This window comes from Vibrio sp. 1F263, assembly GCF_041439035.1.
GTDB lineage: Bacteria > Pseudomonadota > Gammaproteobacteria > Enterobacterales > Vibrionaceae > Vibrio > Vibrio tasmaniensis_A.
The window spans coordinates 61,503-80,242 of record NZ_JBGONI010000015.1; the positions used below are offsets into that span (position 1 = coordinate 61,503).

Genomic DNA, 18,740 nt, shown 5'->3' on the forward strand with positions numbered 1-18,740 from the left:
GTCATGGAACATTATATTAGTCTGCTAGTTAAATCGATTTTCATCGAAAACATGGCGCTTTCTTTCTTCCTAGGTATGTGTACGTTCCTAGCGGTATCTAAGAAAGTTAAAACTTCTTTTGGTCTTGGTGTTGCGGTAGTTGTAGTACTTACAATTGCTGTTCCTGTAAACAACCTTGTTTACACACACATCCTGAAAGAAAACGCGCTTGTTGAAGGTGTCGATTTAAGTTTCCTTAACTTCATCGCATTCATCGGTGTTATCGCGGCACTTGTACAAATCCTAGAGATGGTTTTAGACCGTTTCTTCCCACCTTTGTACAACGCACTAGGTATCTTCCTTCCACTGATCACAGTTAACTGTGCAATCTTTGGTGGTGTATCTTTCATGGTAACGCGTGACTACAACTTTGCTGAATCTGTTGTTTACGGCTTCGGTTCTGGTGTGGGTTGGATGTTAGCTATCGTTGCTCTTGCGGGTATCCGTGAGAAGATGAAGTACTCTGACGTACCTCCAGGTCTTCGTGGCCTTGGTATCACGTTCATTACTGTTGGTCTGATGGCGTTAGGCTTTATGTCTTTCTCTGGTGTTCAACTGTAGGGTAAGCACCCAGTAATAAGGAATAACAAATGCAAAGCATTATTCTTGGCGTAGCGATGTTTACCATTATTGTATTGGCTCTAGTACTAGTGATTCTTTTCGCTAAGTCTAAGCTAGTACCATCAGGTGACATCACTATTGCTGTAAACGGCGACCCTGAAAAGGCGATCGTTACTCAGCCTGGTAGCAAGCTACTTGGTGCCCTAGCTGGCGCTGGTATATTCGTATCTTCTGCTTGTGGTGGCGGTGGCTCTTGTGGTCAGTGTCGTGTAAAAGTTAAGTCTGGTGGTGGCGACATCCTTCCAACTGAACTTGACCACATCACAAAAGGTGAAGCTCGCGAAGGCGAACGTCTTGCATGTCAAGTTGCTATGAAAACTGACATGGAGATTGAACTAGACGAAGATATCTTTGGTGTGAAGAAGTGGGAATGTACTGTTATCTCTAACGATAACGAAGCTACTTTCATCAAAGAACTTGCACTAGCAATCCCTGAAGGTGAAGAAGTTCCGTTCCGCGCGGGTGGTTACATTCAGATTGAAGCTGAACCACATCACGTGAAATACGCAGATTACGATATTCCTGAGGAATACCGCGGTGACTGGGATAAGTTCAACTTGTTCCGTTACGAGTCTATCGTTAAAGAGCATTCGATCCGTGCTTACTCTATGGCTTCATACCCAGAAGAGAAAGGCATCATCAAGCTTAACGTGCGTATCGCAACTCCGCCGCCAAACAACCCTGACGTAGCTCCTGGTGTGATGTCTTCATACATCTGGTCTCTTAAAGAAGGCGACAAATGTACTATTTCTGGTCCATTTGGTGAGTTCTTTGCTAAAGACACAGACAATGAAATGGTATTCATCGGTGGTGGTGCAGGTATGGCGCCAATGCGTTCACATATCTTCGACCAACTTAAGCGTCTTAACTCTACTCGTAAGATGTCTTACTGGTACGGTGCACGTTCTAAGCGTGAGATGTTCTACATTGAAGACTTCGACGGCCTAGCGGCTGCAAACGAAAACTTCGTGTGGCATTGTGCTCTGTCTGATCCTCAACCTGAGGACAACTGGGACGGTTACACTGGTTTCATCCACAACGTATTGTACGAAAACTACCTGAAGGATCACGAAGCTCCTGAAGACTGTGAGTACTACATGTGTGGTCCACCAATGATGAACGCGGCTGTGATCGGCATGCTGAAAGATCTTGGTGTAGAAGATGAAAACATCCTACTAGATGACTTCGGTGGTTAATCCATTTAAGTGATTGATATTATGGCTGACTCTTACGAGTCAGCCATTTGTTTTTCTAAGACTACTCGTGACAACAAACTGGCTTATATAAGAAAGAGTAAGGCATTTAAAATACGTATTTTTCACTCTTATTTTTCCTTATATAAATCCTCAACATTAGACAGGAGTAAGCAAGTGAGAATTTGGCTTGTTGCATTAACTTCTTTGATTTTTCTTGCGGGCTGTGAGCAGGCAAGAGAGCAAGTACATTTAAGTGGTCCGACAATGGGGACCAGTTATAACATTAAGTACATCAATGGCGATGAATTTCCTGAGTCTAAAGAAGTTCATACCGAGATCGATCGTCTACTTGAAGAAGTGAATGATCAAATGTCGACTTACCGTGAAGATTCAGAGCTGAGCCGTTTCAACCAACACAAAGGTGCGGACGCATTCGAAGTATCTGAACAAACCGCTATCGTTGTGAAAGAAGCGATTCGTTTGAACGGTCTTACTGAAGGTGCATTGGATGTTACGGTTGGACCATTAGTTAACCTTTGGGGTTTTGGTCCAGAAGCACGTCCTGAAGTGGTTCCATCAGACGAAGAGCTTGCGGCTCGTAAGGCTAAGATTGGTATTCACCACTTAAGCGTTGAAGGTAATAAGCTAAGCAAAGATTTGCCTAACTTGTATGTTGACCTTTCGACTATCGCAAAAGGTTGGGGCGTGGATGTCGTTGCTGACTACCTCGATTCAATTGGCATTCATAACTACATGGTAGAAGTGGGCGGTGAAATCCGTTTGAAGGGCTTAAACCGTGAAAGTGTGGGTTGGCGTATCGCCATCGAGAAGCCAAGTGTTGACGAGCGCAACATTCAAGAGATCATCGAGCCTGGTGATATGGCGATCGCAACGTCTGGCGACTACCGAAACTATTTTGAGCGTGATGGTGTTCGTTATTCACACATCATCAACCCAGAAACAGGTAAGCCACTTCATCACAAAGTGGTTTCAGTGACTGTTTTAAACCCGTCTTCAATGACTGCAGACGGTTTATCTACTGGCCTTATGGTCTTAGGTGAAGAAAAAGGACTGGAAGTCGCAAACCAACATAACATCCCAGTGTTCATGGTGGTAAAAACAGCTGATGGCTTTAAAGAAATTGCTTCAGAAGCATTTAAGCCATACTTAGGTAAATAAGGTAAGCGAGATAATTATGAATACATTTCTGATTACATTTGGTGTTTTTCTTGCAGTAATCGCAGCGATGTCAATTGGCTATATTATCCAAAAGAAAGTTGTGAAAGGTAGCTGTGGTGGCTTAGGTGCTGTTGGTATTGATAAAGTATGTAACTGCCCTGAACCTTGTGATGCGCGTAAAAAACGTGAAGCACGTGAAGCATACCGTGAAGAGAAACTGGCAGAACGTCAACAAAAAGAAGCGGCTTGGAGTAAAGACCGTATCGCTTAATTGGTGACAGTCATAGGGGAATAGAGTTATCTATGCCCTTAGAATAAGAAGCTCAAGATTATCGTCTTGAGCTTTTTTTGTTTGAGTGAACTGTCTATTTTGGAATGCTAAAAACGGAAACAAAAACGAATTTCTAGTGGTCGATTTGCATGTTATTGCGCGCAAAGACCAGTTGGTTCCTACCTTGTTCTTTTGCAGTATAAAGCAGTTCGTCCGCGGCTTTTATTTGCTCATCCAAACTGCCAACTAAGTCGCTTAACCCGATACTCATGCTGACTTTAATCCGTTGTGAGTCATGAATAACTTCTTGGTTTTGTATCGCAATCCTCATTGACTCTAGCGTGTCGACAAATTCTTCAAATGGTCGGCATGATTGAATGCAGAACTCTTCACCGCCGAAACGAACGGCGACATCATCTTTAAAATGATTTTTGATGATCTTTCCGACTTCAATGAGTACTGCATCGCCACCATCATGACCGTAGGTATCATTCACCTTTTTAAAGAAGTCGATATCCATCATGGCGATGCTGCGATGTTCGCAGCCTTTACATGTTTGGTTGAATAGATAACGACGGTTCCAAAGCCCGGTCAGAGCATCTTCATTTGCATGACGAAATAGTTCATTGGTGGCCTCTTTCATGTCGAGTAGTTGATGAATACGGCAGAAAAACTCTTCTTGGTTAAATGGCTTGTAAAGGAAATCGTTGGCACCAGCCTTAAGGAAACGAGCTGTCATGGTTCGGTCGTCACTGCCAGATAGCCCAAGAATAGCGAGTTGATTACGATCATGGTGTACTCGAATGTCACGGGTCATCGAAATGCCATCTTTGTTTGGCATGTCATGATCGGTAACGACGAAAGTGATGTCGGGGTCGTTTTGGAGAAGCTCTAGTGCTTGTTCGCCATCTTCCGCTTGAATCGTTTGAATATATTGGTGCTCAAGAAGTTGCACTACATATCGACGAACAACAGCAGAATCATCAACAACCAAGGCTTTATGATATCGGTTATTTGAGATTCGATTAACCAGAGGAAGCAAATAACTGACTGATGACATGCTGTCTTTGAGGATGTAATCAATCACACCCTTCGCGAGTACTTGTTCTCGAAGTGTGTTGTTGAACATGCCGGTTAGGACTATGATTTTTTGTTGATAGCCGAGTACCAAATCAATGATCTCGCCATCTTGACCATCGGGTAAGCAGTAATCGAGCACCGCGCACAAGAAATCCGTATCTTGTTCTAAGATAGCTTTAGCTTCAGCCACTGATTCAGCCAGCGCAACCTCATAGCCATCATTTTTAAATTGCTGGTACAGGTAGTTTCTGAATGCTCGACTATCTTCGACTACTAGTATTTTATCACTCAAAAGTTATCCCTACTTATAGGTTAAATACTCTCTAACAATACTATCAGAATAGTAAGTGGCTAATGAAGTTAAAGCTATTTAGCTGGGCTCCAGATCATTTTAAATCTGAGAATAATTGATTATACTGTTTATAAATACAGTTGTGAGGTTGGGTTATTCCTAGATGTGTAGTGCGGGTGAAGAGAAAGTAAGAAAGATAATCCACGTTGATATGGACTGTTTTTACGCAGCTGTTGAAATGAGAGATAATCCTGCTTACCGAAATCGGCCACTTGCAGTAGGGGGGCATGAAAAGCAGCGTGGCGTTTTGAGTACCTGCAATTACGAAGCTCGCAAGTTTGGTATTCGTTCTGCAATGCCGACGGGAAAGGCGCTGCAGCTTTGTCCCAATCTGTTGGTTGTTCCTGGGAGGATGTCGGTCTACGTCGAGATATCGAAAAAGATTCGCGAGATTTTTTCTCGATATACATCCATCATTGAACCTCTGTCTTTAGATGAAGCTTTTCTTGATGTCACGGATTCGACGCTGTGTCGTGGTTCGGCAACACTTATTGCCGAAGCAATTCGTAGCGATATCTGGAATGAACTTAACCTGACCGCTTCTGCTGGTATTGCGCCGATTAAATTTTTGGCGAAGGTGGCCTCGGATCTAAACAAGCCTAATGGTCAGTTTGTTATTCCTCCACAGGATGTTCAATCAGTGATTGATGAGCTGCCACTCGAAAAAATCCCAGGCGTTGGCAAGGTCAGTATTGAAAAGCTCCATCAAGCTGGCTTCTTTACTTGTAAGGACATTAAGGAATCTGACTATCGAGATCTATTGCTCCGGTTTGGCCGTCAAGGCGCATCACTCTGGAAGCGCAGCCATGGTATTGATGACAGAGAAGTTATTATTGAGCGTGAACGAAAATCGGTAGGCGTGGAGCGAACTTTTACTCAGAATATTTCTACTTACGCAGAATGTTGGCAGGTAATTGAAGACAAGCTTTTTCCTGAGCTTGAAGCACGTCTAGAGAAAGCTAGCCCAACTAAAGCTATCATCAAGCAGGGCATTAAGCTCAAGTTTGCCGACTTCCAGCAAACCACTATTGAGCACATACACGCCTCTCTCGATCGAGAGCACTTTAAAGAACTGTTGAGTGAGATACTTAAAAGGCAGCAAGGGCGAGAAATACGCCTGCTTGGTTTAAGCGTAATGCTACAACCCAAAGACCAGATGCGTCAGTTGAGTTTCTTTTAGGCTGTCTAGTTTAGAGGGGAATCCGAATAGAGGGGCGTCAAAATAGATGGTATTGAGAAGCACCGACTAGACTTGGTAGTCTAGTCAGTTTCTATATCAATACGTAAGATGCCTTATCTAGGAAGTTGTTTAACTCGCGCTAGCGTATCACTGAATGGTTGTTGCTCTAGCTTCCCGTATCCAACCATTTTGCTGGCTTTAAGCTTGGTTGAAAGTGGAGTTGCGATTCCGCATAGAAAACGAGTAATGGCTTCGTCGGTGATCAATTGTTGGCTTGCGGAAATGAATTCATGGGTCCATGTCATTACGGTCTCGTCGTCAACGGGTTCAACATCGACGGTTGGTAAAATTGCCACTTCACCACGGCATACAGAGCAATGACCGCAGTTTGTTGGTGCCTTATCATCGGCAAAGTAACTCGCTAGGCGTGAGCTTAGGCAGGTATCAGCCTCAAAGAAGCTCAGCATTTGGTTAAGGCGGTTTATCTCACTGTTCTCTTTTGCCTTAAACAATTCAGTTAGACGTTCCGATAACTGCATCATGTCTTCAGTGGTGTTGTGGATCGCATACACATCTGTGATCTGCTTACTTTCCAACTCAATCCAACCTTGTTCATTGAAATAATCGATTGCCGCAATCACACGCTGACGATCAGTCTGGAAGTGTGTCCACAGTGCGTCGAAGTCGACTTGGCACCATACTCTTGCTTGAGGAGAACATTGGAAAATTGCTTCCACAAAATGGCGACGTTCGCCTTGGAATTGCTCGGTGATCTGCTGCTTAGTACGTATGAATTTAAATTTGTAGTCAGCAAAGTAGCTGTATTTAGGCTCAATCACGCCTTCAATTTCAAGATACACCAATAGCGTTTTTAGTGGTAACTGACGAATGTTGGACTCACGCGATAGTTGGTTGAGCATGATTTCCCATTGGTTTGTGCCAGAAGCCGCAATGTTTTGGTTTTCGTATATTTCTTTTAAGACCGTTTGAATTGATATGTTGTCTGGCGTGTCGCCAAAGACGAAGTTCTCTAGTGTACTTAGACCATATTTGTTGGCGAGAAGAATACATTCTGAAGGCTGACCATCTCTGCCGGCTCTGCCTATCTCTTGCGAGTAGTTTTCGATCGATTTCGGTAAGTCAAAGTGAATCACTCGGCGAATGTTGGACTTATCGACACCCATACCAAAAGCAATGGTTGCCACGATGCAGTTCACGTCATCGTTCATGAATTGATGCTGAATGGCATCTCTGTTTTCAGGCTTAAGACCGGCATGGTAAGCCACGGCATTAACGCCAGCATTACGGAGTTGCTGAGCCACCATCTCTGCTGTCTGTTGAAGGGTGACATAAACAATAGTCGGAGCGAGAGAAGCTTGGTTAACAACATTGCACAAGGTTTCTAGTTTGCTGGTTTGTTCGCAAGGTTGAATCGACAGGTCGAGGTTTTGACGATAGAAACCCGTAACCACTACGCGTTCCTCATCAATTTCAAACTTCGACTTCATATCTTGGATAACCGATGTCGTTGCAGTAGCTGTCAGTAGCAGTACTTGTGGAATATTGAGCTGCTTTTGGTATTGGGGAAGCTTCAGGTAGTCTGGTCTGAAGTTGTGTCCCCATTCTGATATACAGTGAGCTTCATCAACTACGAGCATAGAGATGGGAACTTGGGAGATAAACTGACGAAAGCGTTCATTCTTCAAGCGCTCAACAGAGATCATTAGGATTTTGGTGTCCCCGTTACGCACGGATTGCATCACCTGTTGTGTGGTTTGTCTGTCTTGGCTTGATTCGATTGCAGCCGCGCTTATTCCCTTACTGTGTAAGAAGCTGAGCTGGTCTTTCATTAAGGCTAACAATGGTGATATCACTAAGGTTAAGTGCGGCAACTCTAATGCTGGCAATTGGTAGCAAAGCGACTTGCCTGAGCCTGTTGGGAATATAGCGGCAGTCGAGTGACCAGATAGAACATTATCAATGACTTGCTTTTGCCCATTACGCAGTGAGTCGAATCCGAATACTTGTTTTAGCTTCTGCTCAATCATTTATGTTCTACCTGAGTTATTAAGTGTCGTATTGATGTTAAAGCGGGCGCCTATTGATGATTGCGTCGCTTGATGAATCAAATGTCTTGCACCTGATTGTACCTAATTCTATTCTGTAGCTCCTATAGAAAAGCACCCCAATAGTATGAATAAGTCTGAGCTTCGCCAAATAATCATAGAGCAACTTGAATCCCGATTACGTATCGCACAATCTGCTACTCAACGCGCTATTGATGCGGCGACCGATGAAGAGACAGTGCCTGAGCATAAGTACGATACATTGGCACTAGAAGCTTCGTATCTTGCTCACGGTCAAGCCGTAAGAGTGCAAGAGTGTGAAGGTGACATTCAGTGTTATCGTAACTTAGTGCTGCGTGATAGTGAGAAGATTACAGTGAGCAGCTATGTTGTGGTCATTGACGAGCATGATCAATATAAACACTTTTTCATGGGGCCGAGAGTCGGTGGGCTTTCTGTTACGTGGAATAACAATGAAGTTGCTATTGTGACGGAAAATGCACCTTTTGGTCAGGCTCTAATGGGGAAAGAAGTCGGTGATGAGATTGAGTTTAAGGTCGCAGATAAGCAGTTTTGCTATGAAGTAATATCTATCGACTAACTGAGTAGCGTATATATAAAACGTTTCTCTGACAAAGAAGCATATACCAAGGGTATAGTAATCTGTCAGATTGATGAGAGGATGTTATGAAAAACAATGTATTTATGAAAAACAAAATGTTTATGAAAAACAATGTATTAATCGCATCGTTAACAGCGGTAATCTCTGTTATGAGCTTGCCAACTTTTGCTGCTCAGTGTCGAGTTGATTTGAAAAATGAATTGCGAATCGATGACCAGAAAGTCGAAATCTATCAAGAGAATGGTGATACTGCCGTTTTTGATGGTAACAACGACTTATATATCCATGGTGAGAAGGTTGAGCTAGATGCCGACCAACAAGCGGCGATTGAGAAATACCGCGAAAAAATGAGTGAGTACTTACCACGAGCGAAACAAATGGCTAACGATGGCTTAGCGTTAGCGAATGATGTTATTGATGACATTGCTGCTAGCCTAGATTCACCGGAATCATTTGATAATGTAAAAGAGTCAATGAAAACCTACTTTGCTGAACTGGAAGCTCGTTACTACAAAGATGGCGAGTTAGTGTTACCAGCAGACAGTTTTGATTCGATGGCCAATGGTTGGTCTGAAGATTTCGAGAAGGCTAAGGAGATCTTTAACCAAGAATTTATCTCTAGCGCTTTTAATGCGATGTCAGAAAAAATGAAACAAGATGGTGGCTTAAATCTTACTGAATTGGCTGACAGCATGGCTGCATTAAAGCTTAAAGTTGAAGAGCGCATGAAAGAACACTCTCAACAAGTGCAAGAGGAAGCGAATGAGTTCTGTGATTCTCTTGATGAGATGGCAGAACAAGAGCAACAGCTGCATGAAATCATTCCGAACCTAAAAGACTATCAAGTCTTCACGATCTAATCTGAATCTAACTATAAGTCACAAGAGCACCATTTGGTGCTCTTTTTGTTCGTATAAATTGAACAATACGACGAGTAATCATCTCAATTCAATCCATTGTTTCTCTAGTCCTGAACCTTGCTTTACTGCTTTTCGGTAAACGATAAGACCAGTTATTTGTTAATTTAATGGTTCTAAATAGCGTATTTGTTGTAAAAACTAGAAGATCGCTCATTTATTAGTTGTGCCTGTCATTGCTTTTGATTACTGTACTTCTCAACTAGTTCACTGATTTTTAATGCGGGCAATATGGACCAACAATCTTCCTCTTCAAGAGAGCACTTTAGCTCTCGTTTGGGTTTTATTTTAGCAGCGGCGGGTGCAGCTGTTGGCTTAGGTAATATTTGGGGTTTCCCAACCCAAGTCGCCAGTAACGGCGGTGGTGCTTTTCTGCTTGTTTACCTAATTATGATTTTCGTGGTTGCTTTCCCGATGCTGGTGGTTGAGATGGCTATTGGTCGACATGGCCAAGCAAATCCTGTCGATAGCATGCGTTCTTTGACTACAAACCCGTTAGGCAAGAAAGTCGGTGAATTTGTCGGTTGGATTGGGTTGAGTGTTCCAAGTGCAGTGCTAGCGTTTTATAGCATTGTCGGTGGTTGGTTGATCTGCTTCCTAATTGGTGCTGTCGCTGACCTGATTGGTCTAGAGGCTGCTGCTGATTGGTTTAAAGGCTTCAGTGTTGAGCGCAATGTTTTTGGTACCGTCGCATTCTATGTACTGACTATCTTGATTGTTCAGGGCGGTGTTAAGCAGGGGATCGAGAAATGGTCGACCCGTTTGATGCCTGCGCTATTTGTGTTATTTGGCTTATTGTTTGTTTACATCATGACGCAATCTGGCGCGATGGAAGGCCTAAAGCATTACCTAGTTCCAGACTTTGAGAAAGTGTGGGATAGAAAACTGATTCTAGCGGCTATGGGGCAGGGCTTCTTCTCGCTCACTATTGGTGGTTGCTCGATGTTGGTTTATGGCTCTTACTTAAGTAAGAAAGAGAACCTGCCAAAAATGGCAATGAATGTTACCTTAGTTGATACCGCGGTTGCTTTTATTGCAGGCTTAGTCGTGATGCCTGCCATGTTTGTTGCGATGCAAAAAGGTGTTCAAATTTATGCTGAAGATGGCTCATTACTGAGCTCTGATACCCTAGTATTTACGGTTCTGCCTTTGATGTTTGATAGCCTAGGTATGCTGGGCCAGGTCTTCGCAATTGTGTTCTTCTTATTGCTAACGATTGCAGCACTTACTTCATCGATTTCAATGTTGGAAGCCCCTGTCGCTCTTGTTAGTGAGCGTTTTAAGACCAGACGAACGCCAACAAGTTGGGTAATTGGTGGTGCAATCGCACTGTTCAGTGTGGTGATTGTTTACAACTTTGCTGCGATGTTTGGCATGGTTGCGATGATTGCGACTCAGTACCTTCAACCAGTCGCTGCGCTGATGTTCTGTGTGTTTGGTGGTTGGGTATGGAGCCGAGCGTCAAAAGTGAAAGAGCTTGAGCAAGGTTGTCCTGACTTTCAACTTGGTTGGTTTGGTAAGGTTTGGCCAATGTATGTGAAGTTCGTGTGCCCAATTTTAGTCGCAACGGTTATCTGGGCATCTTTTGGCTAGTAGAGCATTTAACATCTAGATGATTAGACTTGCAGTTCAAGGCCACTCTTAATGAGTGGCTTTGTTGTTTTTGTATCGAACAAGCTTGTTCGATAGAAAAAAGGCGCTGAACATAAAATTCAGCGCCTTTGTATTGTTCGTTAAGCAATCGTGATTACTTAATTTCCATACCTTGTGCTTGCAAGTCTGCATGGTAAGAAGAACGTACAAACGGACCACATGCTGCGTGAGTGAAGCCTAGCTCTAGAGCAATCTCTTTCAACTCATCAAACTCAGAAGGCGGCACGTAACGTTCAACTGGCAAGTGGTGACGGCTTGGTGCTAGGTACTGGCCTAGTGTCAGCATTGTTACGCCATGTTCACGAAGATCTTTCAATACTTGAACGATCTCTTCTTTCGTTTCACCAAGGCCCATCATCACACCTGATTTGGTTGGGATGCTTGGATGCTGCTCTTTGAATTTTCTTAACAGATCAAGAGACCACTTGTAGTTCGCACCTGGACGCGCTTTACGGTATAGACGCGGCGCTGTCTCTAGGTTGTGGTTGAAAACATCTGGTGGGTTGTCTTTCATTAGTTCAAGCGCAACGTCCATACGACCACGGAAGTCCGGAACCAGTGTTTCGATACGAATGTTTGGGTTTTGCTCGCGAATTTCACGGTTACAATCAGCAAAGTGTTGAGCACCGCCATCACGTAAGTCATCGCGGTCCACTGAAGTGATTACAACGTACTTCAGTTTCATGTCTTTAATCGTCTTAGCCAGTTTCTTCGGCTCTTCGGCTTCTGGAGCATTTGGTCGACCATGGGCAACATCACAGAACGGGCAGCGACGAGTACAGATAGCGCCAAGAATCATAAACGTTGCCGTGCCGTGGTTAAAACACTCAGCTAGGTTAGGGCAAGACGCTTCTTCACAAACTGAGTGCAGGTTGTTTTTGCGCATTGCAGATTTGATTTCTTGAATACGATGGCTGTCTGAAGGAAGTTTAATCTTCATCCATGCAGGCTTACGTAAAACTTCTTTCTGTTCAGCAGGCATATTCTTTACGGGAATTAATGCCATTTTGTCAGCGTCACGATATTTAACGCCTTTTTCCATTTGGATTGGTTTGCTCATGATTTTATGCTTCTGCTGTAATGTTACTGGTGGCTTGAATGTCTACTTGGTCATAGCCGAGTAGTTCTACGAGCTCTTGTATTAACTGTTGCTCAACGTTTTCTAGTTCACTTGGACCGCCGAGTTGGCTTACTTGCGCCATTTCCATTCCTTGGTAACCACATGGGTTAATACGTTGGAATGGAGACAAGTCCATATCGACGTTGAGTGCTAGCCCGTGGAACGAGCAGCCGCGTCGAATTCGTAATCCGAGTGAACAGATTTTCTTGCCATCGACATAAACACCAGGAGCGTCAGGTCGGGCAGTTGAATCTATATTGTAAGCTTTCAGAGTATTGATTACGAGGTTCTCAATATGAGTAACCAAATCACGCACTCCGAATTTCTTGCGGCGGATGTTTATCAGGAAGTAAGCGACTAACTGACCGGGCCCGTGGTACGTCACTTGGCCACCGCGATCGCTTTGTATCACAGGGATATCACCAGCATTTAATACATGCTCAGCTTTACCTGCTTGTCCTTGAGTGAAAACTGGGTTGTGTTCAACCAACCAAATTTGGTCTACGTCTTCATCCGTGCGTTCGTCTGTGAACTTATGCATGGCTTTCCATACAGGTTCGTAATCCTGACGACCTAATTTTTTTACGATTAGCTTATTTTGCAAAGCGGCACTTCCTCAAGGATTAATAAAGTGAGCGCATTATAAACGCGAAACAGGTTTCTAACTACAGACGGACAGCAAGGTTTTTCAACTTTCTTTGTATTTATTGAAAATTAAGTTGAGTGCTTTGGAAGGGGAGCGAGGGTTTCAAACAAAAACAGCGGCAATAAGCCGCTGTTTTTCATGCGTAATCGAAAGTTACAGAACCATACGAACGATTTCGATTTCGCCCAGTTCTTTATATAGCGTTTCTACTTGCTCAATTGAAGTCGCAGTAATATTGATAGAAACAGAGTGGTAGTTACCTTTCGCACTCGGTTTTAGAGTTGGGCTGTAGTCACCAGGAGCATGACGCTGGATCACTTCTAGCACTAGTTCTGTAAGTTCTGGCTTAGCGTAGCCCATAACTTTGTAAGTGAATGAACAAGGGAACTCTAAGAGGTCTTTTAGTTTTGCATCAGAATTGATGTTCATGATTAGCTCCAAAAGGCTAGACTCTCGCAAATTGGCGAAATGTCGATAAAAAGCGTGTTCGGTCAACAGACACGAGTAATAAGGCGGAATATTACGTGTAAATATCACCGAACTCAAGATCAACAAAAGCCGCACATGGCGGCTTTTGTTTCGCTAATGAGCAAATCATGAACCTACTCATTAGGTTAGCTATACAGCAAGCTTAGATTTTACGTAGAACAAACTGTTGACTGGTTTAGAACAAACCTTTAAACAGCAGTACTAGGTAATCCCACAGGCGGCTAAATAGGCTGCCTTGGTCTACATCTTCAAGTGCAAGTAGTGGGTATTCAGCAACGTCTTCACCGTCGACTTGGTAGAATAGTTTGCCCACAACGTCGCCTTTGCTGATTGGTGCTTCTAGCTCTTTCTCAAGAACGAAGCTTGCCTTCAGGTTCTTAGCTTGGCCACGAGGCAGAGTAACGAACGTATCTTCGTCGACACCTAGTGCAACCGTGTCCTTGCTACCCATCCAGATCTTCTCTTCTACGAAGGTCTCGCCAGCGGTGTGTGGTGCCACTGTTTCGAAGAAGCGGAAGCCGTAGCTAAGCAGTTTTTTGCTTTCTGTTTTACGAGCGTTAGCATTCTTGGTGCCCATAACAACAGCAACTAGGCGCATTTTACCTTCGGTTGCTGAGCTTACTAGGCTGTAACCTGCATTGCTTGTGTGGCCCGTTTTAATGCCATCAACGTTCATGCTCTTATCCCATAACAGACCGTTGCGGTTGTACTGGGTGATGCCGTTGTAAGTGAATTTCTTTTGTGAGTAGATACGGTACTCATCAGGAACGTCGCGAATCAGCGCCTGACCTAGTAGCGCCATATCGTAAGGCGTTGAGTAAAGGTTAGGGTTGTCTAGACCGTGCACGTTAGCAAAGTGCGTGTCTTTCATGCCGATAGAGCTCGCCCATGCGTTCATTAAGTCAACAAATGCATCTTCAGAGCCGGCAATATGTTCAGCCATCGCAACACAAGCATCGTTACCTGATTGAATAATGATACCGCGGTTCAGCTCTTCAACTTTAACGGTTGTACCAACTTCAATGAACATCTTAGATGAATCAGGGAAGTTTTTAGCCCAAGCATTTTCACTGATAACAACATCGTCGTTTAGGTTGATGTTGCCACGCTCTAGCTCTTGGCCGACTACGTAGCTCGTCATCATCTTGGTTAAACTTGCTGGAGAAAGTTGAGTGTTCATCTCTTTCTCTGCGAGTACTTTGCCTGAATGGTAATCCATCAGAACAAATCCCTTAGCAGCGATTTGAGGAGCGTCAGGAACAATAATAGGAGCGGCGAATGACGATGTTGCTATCGTTGCAGAAAGTGCAACTGAAGTAGCAAAAATCGATTTAACAAGTTTATTAGATTTAATCATTTTGAATGCAATTATTAGGTGAACTATTCATATATTAACAGAATCACTCTGTCACACCAGAGCGCTGATTACCAGAAGTAACTGTTAGATAAATTAGCGAGTTAGCGTGTGTTTTTTTATATAAGCTGACGGGTAACCCATTAGCTTAACTTGTTCTAATTTTTCTTGAGTCAGAGCATAGTCATGAAATGGGCCGAGCATCAGGCGGTAGTTATCATCATTTGGCTGCAAGAACGTTGCTACAGCTAACTTTTCGCCTAGATCTTTGGCTAACTTCTCGGTTCTATCTTTATGTGGAGAAGTGGCTACTTGAATAATAAATTGAGGTAAAGCCGCCTTTTTATTTGCGTCGGTTGGCATAGCCACAGTGATGACTTCTATCTCAACATTTGCCGTGCCTGTTCTCAATACATCGAGTTTGTATGCCGCGGCATAACTAAGGTCAATGATTCGCCCTTCATGAAATGGGCCTCGGTCATTGATGCGCACAATCGTCGTTTTGTCATTGTCGGTATTCGTCACTTTTACATAGCTCGGAATCGGCAATGTTTTGTGTGCCGCAGACATCGAATACATGTCGTAGATCTCGCCATTCGACGTTAAATGACCATGAAATTTCTTACCGTACCAAGAGGCTTTGCCTTTCTCAGTAAACCCTTCTGTCTTCTTTACGATTTTGTAGTCTTCGCCACGCAAAGTGTAATCCGTGTTACCACCTAAACTATAAGGTTCATACTGAGGGTGAGCATCCTCGAGATGCTCTACTGAGATCGGTGCGTCTGGTGCAATGTCTGAATCTATATCGTAGCGTCCTGTTGGTTCTGTCGAAGAACAACCGTTTATAACAACGGCTAGGCTCACTATAGATACTAGTTTTTTTATTGGCAGCTCATTAACCAAAGATGTTTTTATAGGAGTTACTTTAACAGACATCAATTAGGTCGCCTTTGAGAATGCTTTTCTGTGTGTATGGATTGACATTAAAATACCGAAACCAGCCATAAGGGTAACCATAGAGGTACCGCCATAGCTGACCAGAGGTAGAGGGACACCCACCACAGGTAGAATGCCGCTTACCATACCAATGTTTACGAAAATATAGACGAAGAAACTCAGTACGATACTGCCGCCCATCATTCGCCCAAATGCTGTTTGAGCTTGGCTTGCAAGCACTAAGCCACGGCCAATAATGAACAGGTAGATAGCGAGCAAAAACAAAATACCAATCATGCCCCACTCTTCTGCGATGACCGCAAAAATAAAGTCGGTATGGCGCTCTGGAATGAACTCTAGTTGAGATTGGGTACCTTGCAGCCAACCTTTTCCTGATATACCACCAGAGCCAATTGCAATCTTACTTTGGATGATGTGATAGCCTGCACCTAATGGATCTGATTCAGGGTCAAAAAGGGTTCTTACACGAACTTTTTGATATTCACGCATCAAGAAGAACCATAAGATTGGAATAAACCCACCCAGTGCAATCGCGGCACTAGCAATGATCTTCCAACTAATACCTGCCAGGAATATCACGAAGATACCGGATGCTGCGATGAGTATCGATGTGCCTAAATCTGGCTGTTTAGCGATAAGGATTGTAGGTACAAACACCATCACTAATGAGATAGCCAAGGTTTGGAAAGTGGGTGGCAGTGAGCGCTTACCAATAAATCGAGCTAGCATCAAAGGTACTGCAAGCTTCAATAGTTCTGAGGGTTGGAATCGAATAAAGCCGAAGTTTAACCAGCGCTGTGCACCTTTAGAGGCCTCGCCAAAGAACAACACTCCGAGTAGTAGAATAACGCCGCCCGCAAACAGTAGTGGAGCCAAGGTCTCATAAGTACGAGGTGAGATTTGCGCTAAAAAGATCATCACACCCAAAGACAGCACCATACGCATCGCTTGGCGATCCATCATCGCAAGGCTCTGTCCGCTTGCGCTGTACATGATCAATAGGGCAAAGCCCATTAAAACCAGAATGCCAAGCAATAGCGGCAGGTCGATATGCAGCCGTTCAAATAGGGCTCTATTTCGTCCAGTTGAAGGATCAAGTTTCATTATTTTATTGGCTCACTTTCATAATCTTCTGCAAGAATAATATGGTCTAAAATTCTTCTTACAACTGGGCCACCATTTGATGAACCACCACCAGCATTCTCCAAAACGATAGTTACGACCGCTTCAGGATCTTCAAAAGGCGCATAACCGGTGAAGAGGGCATGATCGCGTAAATGTTCTGCGATTTCATCTGCGTTGTATTCTTCATCTTCTTTTAGACCGAATACTTGTGCAGTACCTGATTTACCAGCTGTTTGATAAGACATTTTTTGGAATGAGCGTCTTGCTGTGCCTTTCTTTCCGTGGTTTACCAATCTCATGCCTTCTTGCGCGATATCCCAGTATCTCTGCTTAACACCAGTTACCGGAGGGTACGTTTCGATTTCAGATATCGTTTGTTCATCGAACGGTTGACCGTTCTCAATTGTCGCGCGTAGTAAATGGGGAGCGGTTACCTCTCCTTCATTGACCAATACTGAAGTCGCTTTTGCAATCTGCATTGGTGTTGCAGTCCAGTAGCCCTGGCCAATACCGACAGGGATGGTGTCACCTTGATACCAAGGTACACGGTGTCTGGCCATTTTCCATTCGCGAGTGGGCATATTCGCTTTGCTTTCTTCGTAAATGTCGATGCCAGTGTAATCACCAAAACCGAACAACATCATCCATTTAGATAAGCGGTCGATGCCTAAATCAAATGAAATTTGGTAGAAGAAGGTATCAACCGATTCTTCAATGGCTTTCTCTATGTCAACGACACCGTGTCCCCAACGCAACCAATCGCGGAACGGCTTCGTTTTCGAGTTTGGAATCTTCCAATAGCCCGGGTCATTACGCGTCGTGTTCGGAGTAATTACGCCTTCTTGCAGAGCTGCGACGGCAATGAAGGGTTTGATCGTCGATGCTGGCGGATAAATTCCTAGCGTTGCACGGTTAACTAAAGGTCGGTCTTTGTCTTGAAGCAGGGCATTATAACCTTTCGAGGAAATACCATGCACAAAGGCATTTGGGTCGTAGCTTGGGCTGGAAACCATGGCTAATACGCCATTGTCTTTCGGGTCGAGAACCACGGCTGAACCACGGCGGCCATCAAGTAACTTATGTACGTATAGCTGCAGTTTGATATCGAGATTGAGCACGATATCTTTACCCGGTACTGAAGGCACAAATTTAAGAGTGCGGATCACTCGTCCACGGCTGTTTACTTCGACTTCTTGATAGCCTGCGGTGCCGTGTAGCATGTCTTCGTAGTAGCGCTCAATACCAAGTTTACCGATGTCGCGAGTGGCTTGATAATTAGCGTCTTTCTCTTCACGAACCAAGCGCTGCATATCGCGGTCGTTGATGCGAGATACGTAGCCAATCACGTGAGTTAACACATCACCATAAGGGTAGAAACGTTTTAGCGTCCCTGTCACTTCAACGCCTGGGAACTTATGTTGATTTACAGAAAAGACCGCCACTTGTTCTTCGGTAAGCTGATTAAGAATAGGTACTGATTTGAAGCGACGTGAATTACGACGATCACGATTAAAACGTTCGATACGCTCCGGTGGTATGTCGATTAACGCTTGTAAACGAACAAGCGTATCTTCCATGTTTTTGACTTTTTCTGGGGTGATCTCCAGATTAAAAACGGGCCGGTTTTCCGCAAGAAGTACACCGTTGCGGTCGTAAATTAAACCACGATTGGGTGCGATTGGAACGACCTTGATGCGGTTGTCGTTGGAGCGGGTTTTATAGTCCTGATATTGATTAACTTGGATGTTGTAAAGGTTCACAACCAGCAAGCTCATCATCACTATAATCCCTGCAAACGCAACAAAAGCACGACTAGTAAATAGTCGTGCTTCTGCTTTGTAATCACGAATTTGGCTACGTTTACGTAACATTA

Annotated in this window: 17 protein-coding genes; 8 read left to right on the forward strand and 9 right to left on the reverse strand. The window is 43.9% G+C overall.

Features of this window, described 5'->3' with window-relative positions:
• The first annotated feature begins 3 nt into the window (after nt 1-3).
• The 4 genes from nqrE (at nt 4) to nqrM (ending at nt 3,306) form a co-directional block, all read left to right on the forward strand.
• Nucleotides 4-600 carry an NADH:ubiquinone reductase (Na(+)-transporting) subunit E gene (gene nqrE / locus ACED25_RS11770; protein WP_009848375.1) on the forward strand — a complete coding sequence of 199 codons (597 nt, stop codon included), beginning with the start codon at nt 4-6 and terminating at the stop codon, nt 598-600.
• Between the two features lie 29 nt (nt 601-629).
• Nucleotides 630-1,856, forward strand: coding sequence for an NADH:ubiquinone reductase (Na(+)-transporting) subunit F (nqrF, locus tag ACED25_RS11775; RefSeq protein WP_009848376.1), 1,227 nt, complete (start codon nt 630-632; stop codon nt 1,854-1,856).
• 174 nt (nt 1,857-2,030) lie between these two features.
• Nucleotides 2,031-3,035 carry an FAD:protein FMN transferase gene (locus tag ACED25_RS11780; protein ID WP_009848377.1) on the forward strand — a complete coding sequence of 335 codons (1,005 nt, stop codon included), beginning with the start codon at nt 2,031-2,033 and terminating at the stop codon, nt 3,033-3,035.
• A gap of 16 nt (nt 3,036-3,051) precedes the next feature.
• Nucleotides 3,052-3,306, forward strand: coding sequence for a (Na+)-NQR maturation NqrM (gene nqrM, locus ACED25_RS11785; protein WP_009848378.1), 255 nt, complete (start codon nt 3,052-3,054; stop codon nt 3,304-3,306).
• 133 nt (nt 3,307-3,439) lie between these two features.
• Here nqrM and ACED25_RS11790 read toward each other — a convergent pair whose 3' ends face one another.
• Complete coding sequence (locus ACED25_RS11790; protein ID WP_009848379.1) at nt 3,440-4,678, reverse strand: response regulator; 1,239 nt, start codon at nt 4,676-4,678, stop codon at nt 3,440-3,442.
• Nucleotides 4,679-4,841: 163 nt separating this feature from the next.
• Between ACED25_RS11790 and dinB the strand changes: the two genes are divergently transcribed.
• A complete protein-coding gene (gene dinB, locus ACED25_RS11795; RefSeq protein WP_371695322.1) occupies nt 4,842-5,918 on the forward strand; it encodes a DNA polymerase IV in 1,077 nt (358 codons plus the stop codon).
• A 113-nt stretch (nt 5,919-6,031) separates the two neighbouring features.
• On the opposite strand, the gene ACED25_RS11800 is transcribed toward dinB, so the two are convergent.
• The gene (locus tag ACED25_RS11800; RefSeq protein WP_371695323.1) at nt 6,032-7,966 is read right to left on the reverse strand and encodes an ATP-dependent DNA helicase RecQ; all 1,935 of its coding nucleotides are present in this window, start codon (nt 7,964-7,966) and stop codon (nt 6,032-6,034) included.
• A 145-nt stretch (nt 7,967-8,111) separates the two neighbouring features.
• On the opposite strand from ACED25_RS11800, the gene ACED25_RS11805 reads away from it, so the two are divergent.
• The 3 genes from ACED25_RS11805 to ACED25_RS11815 all read left to right on the forward strand — a co-directional run bounded on the left by ACED25_RS11805 (nt 8,112) and on the right by ACED25_RS11815 (nt 11,116).
• Complete coding sequence (locus tag ACED25_RS11805; protein ID WP_009848382.1) at nt 8,112-8,585, forward strand: GreA/GreB family elongation factor; 474 nt, start codon at nt 8,112-8,114, stop codon at nt 8,583-8,585.
• Between the two features lie 86 nt (nt 8,586-8,671).
• Nucleotides 8,672-9,466, forward strand: coding sequence for a YggN family protein (locus ACED25_RS11810; protein ID WP_371695324.1), 795 nt, complete (start codon nt 8,672-8,674; stop codon nt 9,464-9,466).
• Nucleotides 9,467-9,754: 288 nt separating this feature from the next.
• Entirely contained in the window at nt 9,755-11,116 is a 1,362-nt protein-coding gene (locus tag ACED25_RS11815; RefSeq protein ID WP_012603370.1) for a sodium-dependent transporter, read from the forward strand.
• Nucleotides 11,117-11,270: 154 nt separating this feature from the next.
• On the opposite strand, the gene lipA is transcribed toward ACED25_RS11815, so the two are convergent.
• The 7 genes from lipA to mrdA all read right to left on the reverse strand — a co-directional run bounded on the left by lipA (nt 11,271) and on the right by mrdA (nt 18,738).
• Nucleotides 11,271-12,236, reverse strand: a complete 966-nt coding sequence (lipA, locus tag ACED25_RS11820; protein WP_017096213.1) for a lipoyl synthase — start codon at nt 12,234-12,236, stop codon at nt 11,271-11,273.
• A gap of 4 nt (nt 12,237-12,240) precedes the next feature.
• The gene (gene lipB / locus ACED25_RS11825) at nt 12,241-12,900 is read right to left on the reverse strand and encodes a lipoyl(octanoyl) transferase LipB (protein WP_012603371.1); all 660 of its coding nucleotides are present in this window, start codon (nt 12,898-12,900) and stop codon (nt 12,241-12,243) included.
• Nucleotides 12,901-13,095: 195 nt separating this feature from the next.
• Nucleotides 13,096-13,374, reverse strand: a complete 279-nt coding sequence (ybeD, locus tag ACED25_RS11830; RefSeq protein ID WP_029223108.1) for a DUF493 family protein YbeD — start codon at nt 13,372-13,374, stop codon at nt 13,096-13,098.
• Nucleotides 13,375-13,606: 232 nt separating this feature from the next.
• A complete protein-coding gene (locus ACED25_RS11835; protein ID WP_012603373.1) occupies nt 13,607-14,788 on the reverse strand; it encodes a serine hydrolase in 1,182 nt (393 codons plus the stop codon).
• A 93-nt stretch (nt 14,789-14,881) separates the two neighbouring features.
• On the reverse strand, nt 14,882-15,721 hold the full coding sequence (locus tag ACED25_RS11840) for a septal ring lytic transglycosylase RlpA family protein (RefSeq protein ID WP_371695325.1): 840 nt from the start codon (nt 15,719-15,721) through the stop codon (nt 14,882-14,884).
• Between the two features lie 3 nt (nt 15,722-15,724).
• Nucleotides 15,725-16,846, reverse strand: coding sequence for a rod shape-determining protein RodA (rodA, locus tag ACED25_RS11845; protein WP_009848472.1), 1,122 nt, complete (start codon nt 16,844-16,846; stop codon nt 15,725-15,727).
• Nucleotides 16,846-18,738, reverse strand: a complete 1,893-nt coding sequence (mrdA, locus tag ACED25_RS11850) for a penicillin-binding protein 2 (RefSeq protein ID WP_371695326.1) — start codon at nt 18,736-18,738, stop codon at nt 16,846-16,848. Before mrdA ends, rodA begins: the two co-directional genes overlap by 1 nt.
• Nucleotides 18,739-18,740: the final 2 nt, after the last annotated feature.

Excerpts from the sequence above, each read along its gene's own strand:
- nqrE (WP_009848375.1), top strand. The coding sequence starts at position 4 with ATGGAACATTATATTAGTCTGCTAGTTAAATCGATTTTCATCGAAAAC.
- nqrF (WP_009848376.1), top strand. The coding sequence starts at position 630 with ATGCAAAGCATTATTCTTGGCGTAGCGATGTTTACCATTATTGTATTG.
- nqrM (WP_009848378.1), top strand. The coding sequence starts at position 3,052 with ATGAATACATTTCTGATTACATTTGGTGTTTTTCTTGCAGTAATCGCA.
- dinB (WP_371695322.1), top strand. The coding sequence starts at position 4,842 with ATGTGTAGTGCGGGTGAAGAGAAAGTAAGAAAGATAATCCACGTTGAT.
- ACED25_RS11800 (WP_371695323.1), bottom strand. The coding sequence starts at position 7,966 with ATGATTGAGCAGAAGCTAAAACAAGTATTCGGATTCGACTCACTGCGT.
- ACED25_RS11805 (WP_009848382.1), top strand. The coding sequence starts at position 8,112 with ATGAATAAGTCTGAGCTTCGCCAAATAATCATAGAGCAACTTGAATCC.
- ACED25_RS11810 (WP_371695324.1), top strand. The coding sequence starts at position 8,672 with ATGAAAAACAATGTATTTATGAAAAACAAAATGTTTATGAAAAACAAT.
- ACED25_RS11815 (WP_012603370.1), top strand. The coding sequence starts at position 9,755 with ATGGACCAACAATCTTCCTCTTCAAGAGAGCACTTTAGCTCTCGTTTG.
- lipA (WP_017096213.1), bottom strand. The coding sequence starts at position 12,236 with ATGAGCAAACCAATCCAAATGGAAAAAGGCGTTAAATATCGTGACGCT.
- ACED25_RS11835 (WP_012603373.1), bottom strand. The coding sequence starts at position 14,788 with ATGATTAAATCTAATAAACTTGTTAAATCGATTTTTGCTACTTCAGTT.
- ACED25_RS11840 (WP_371695325.1), bottom strand. The coding sequence starts at position 15,721 with ATGTCTGTTAAAGTAACTCCTATAAAAACATCTTTGGTTAATGAGCTG.
- rodA (WP_009848472.1), bottom strand. The coding sequence starts at position 16,846 with ATGAAACTTGATCCTTCAACTGGACGAAATAGAGCCCTATTTGAACGG.
- mrdA (WP_371695326.1), bottom strand. The coding sequence starts at position 18,738 with ATGTTACGTAAACGTAGCCAAATTCGTGATTACAAAGCAGAAGCACGA.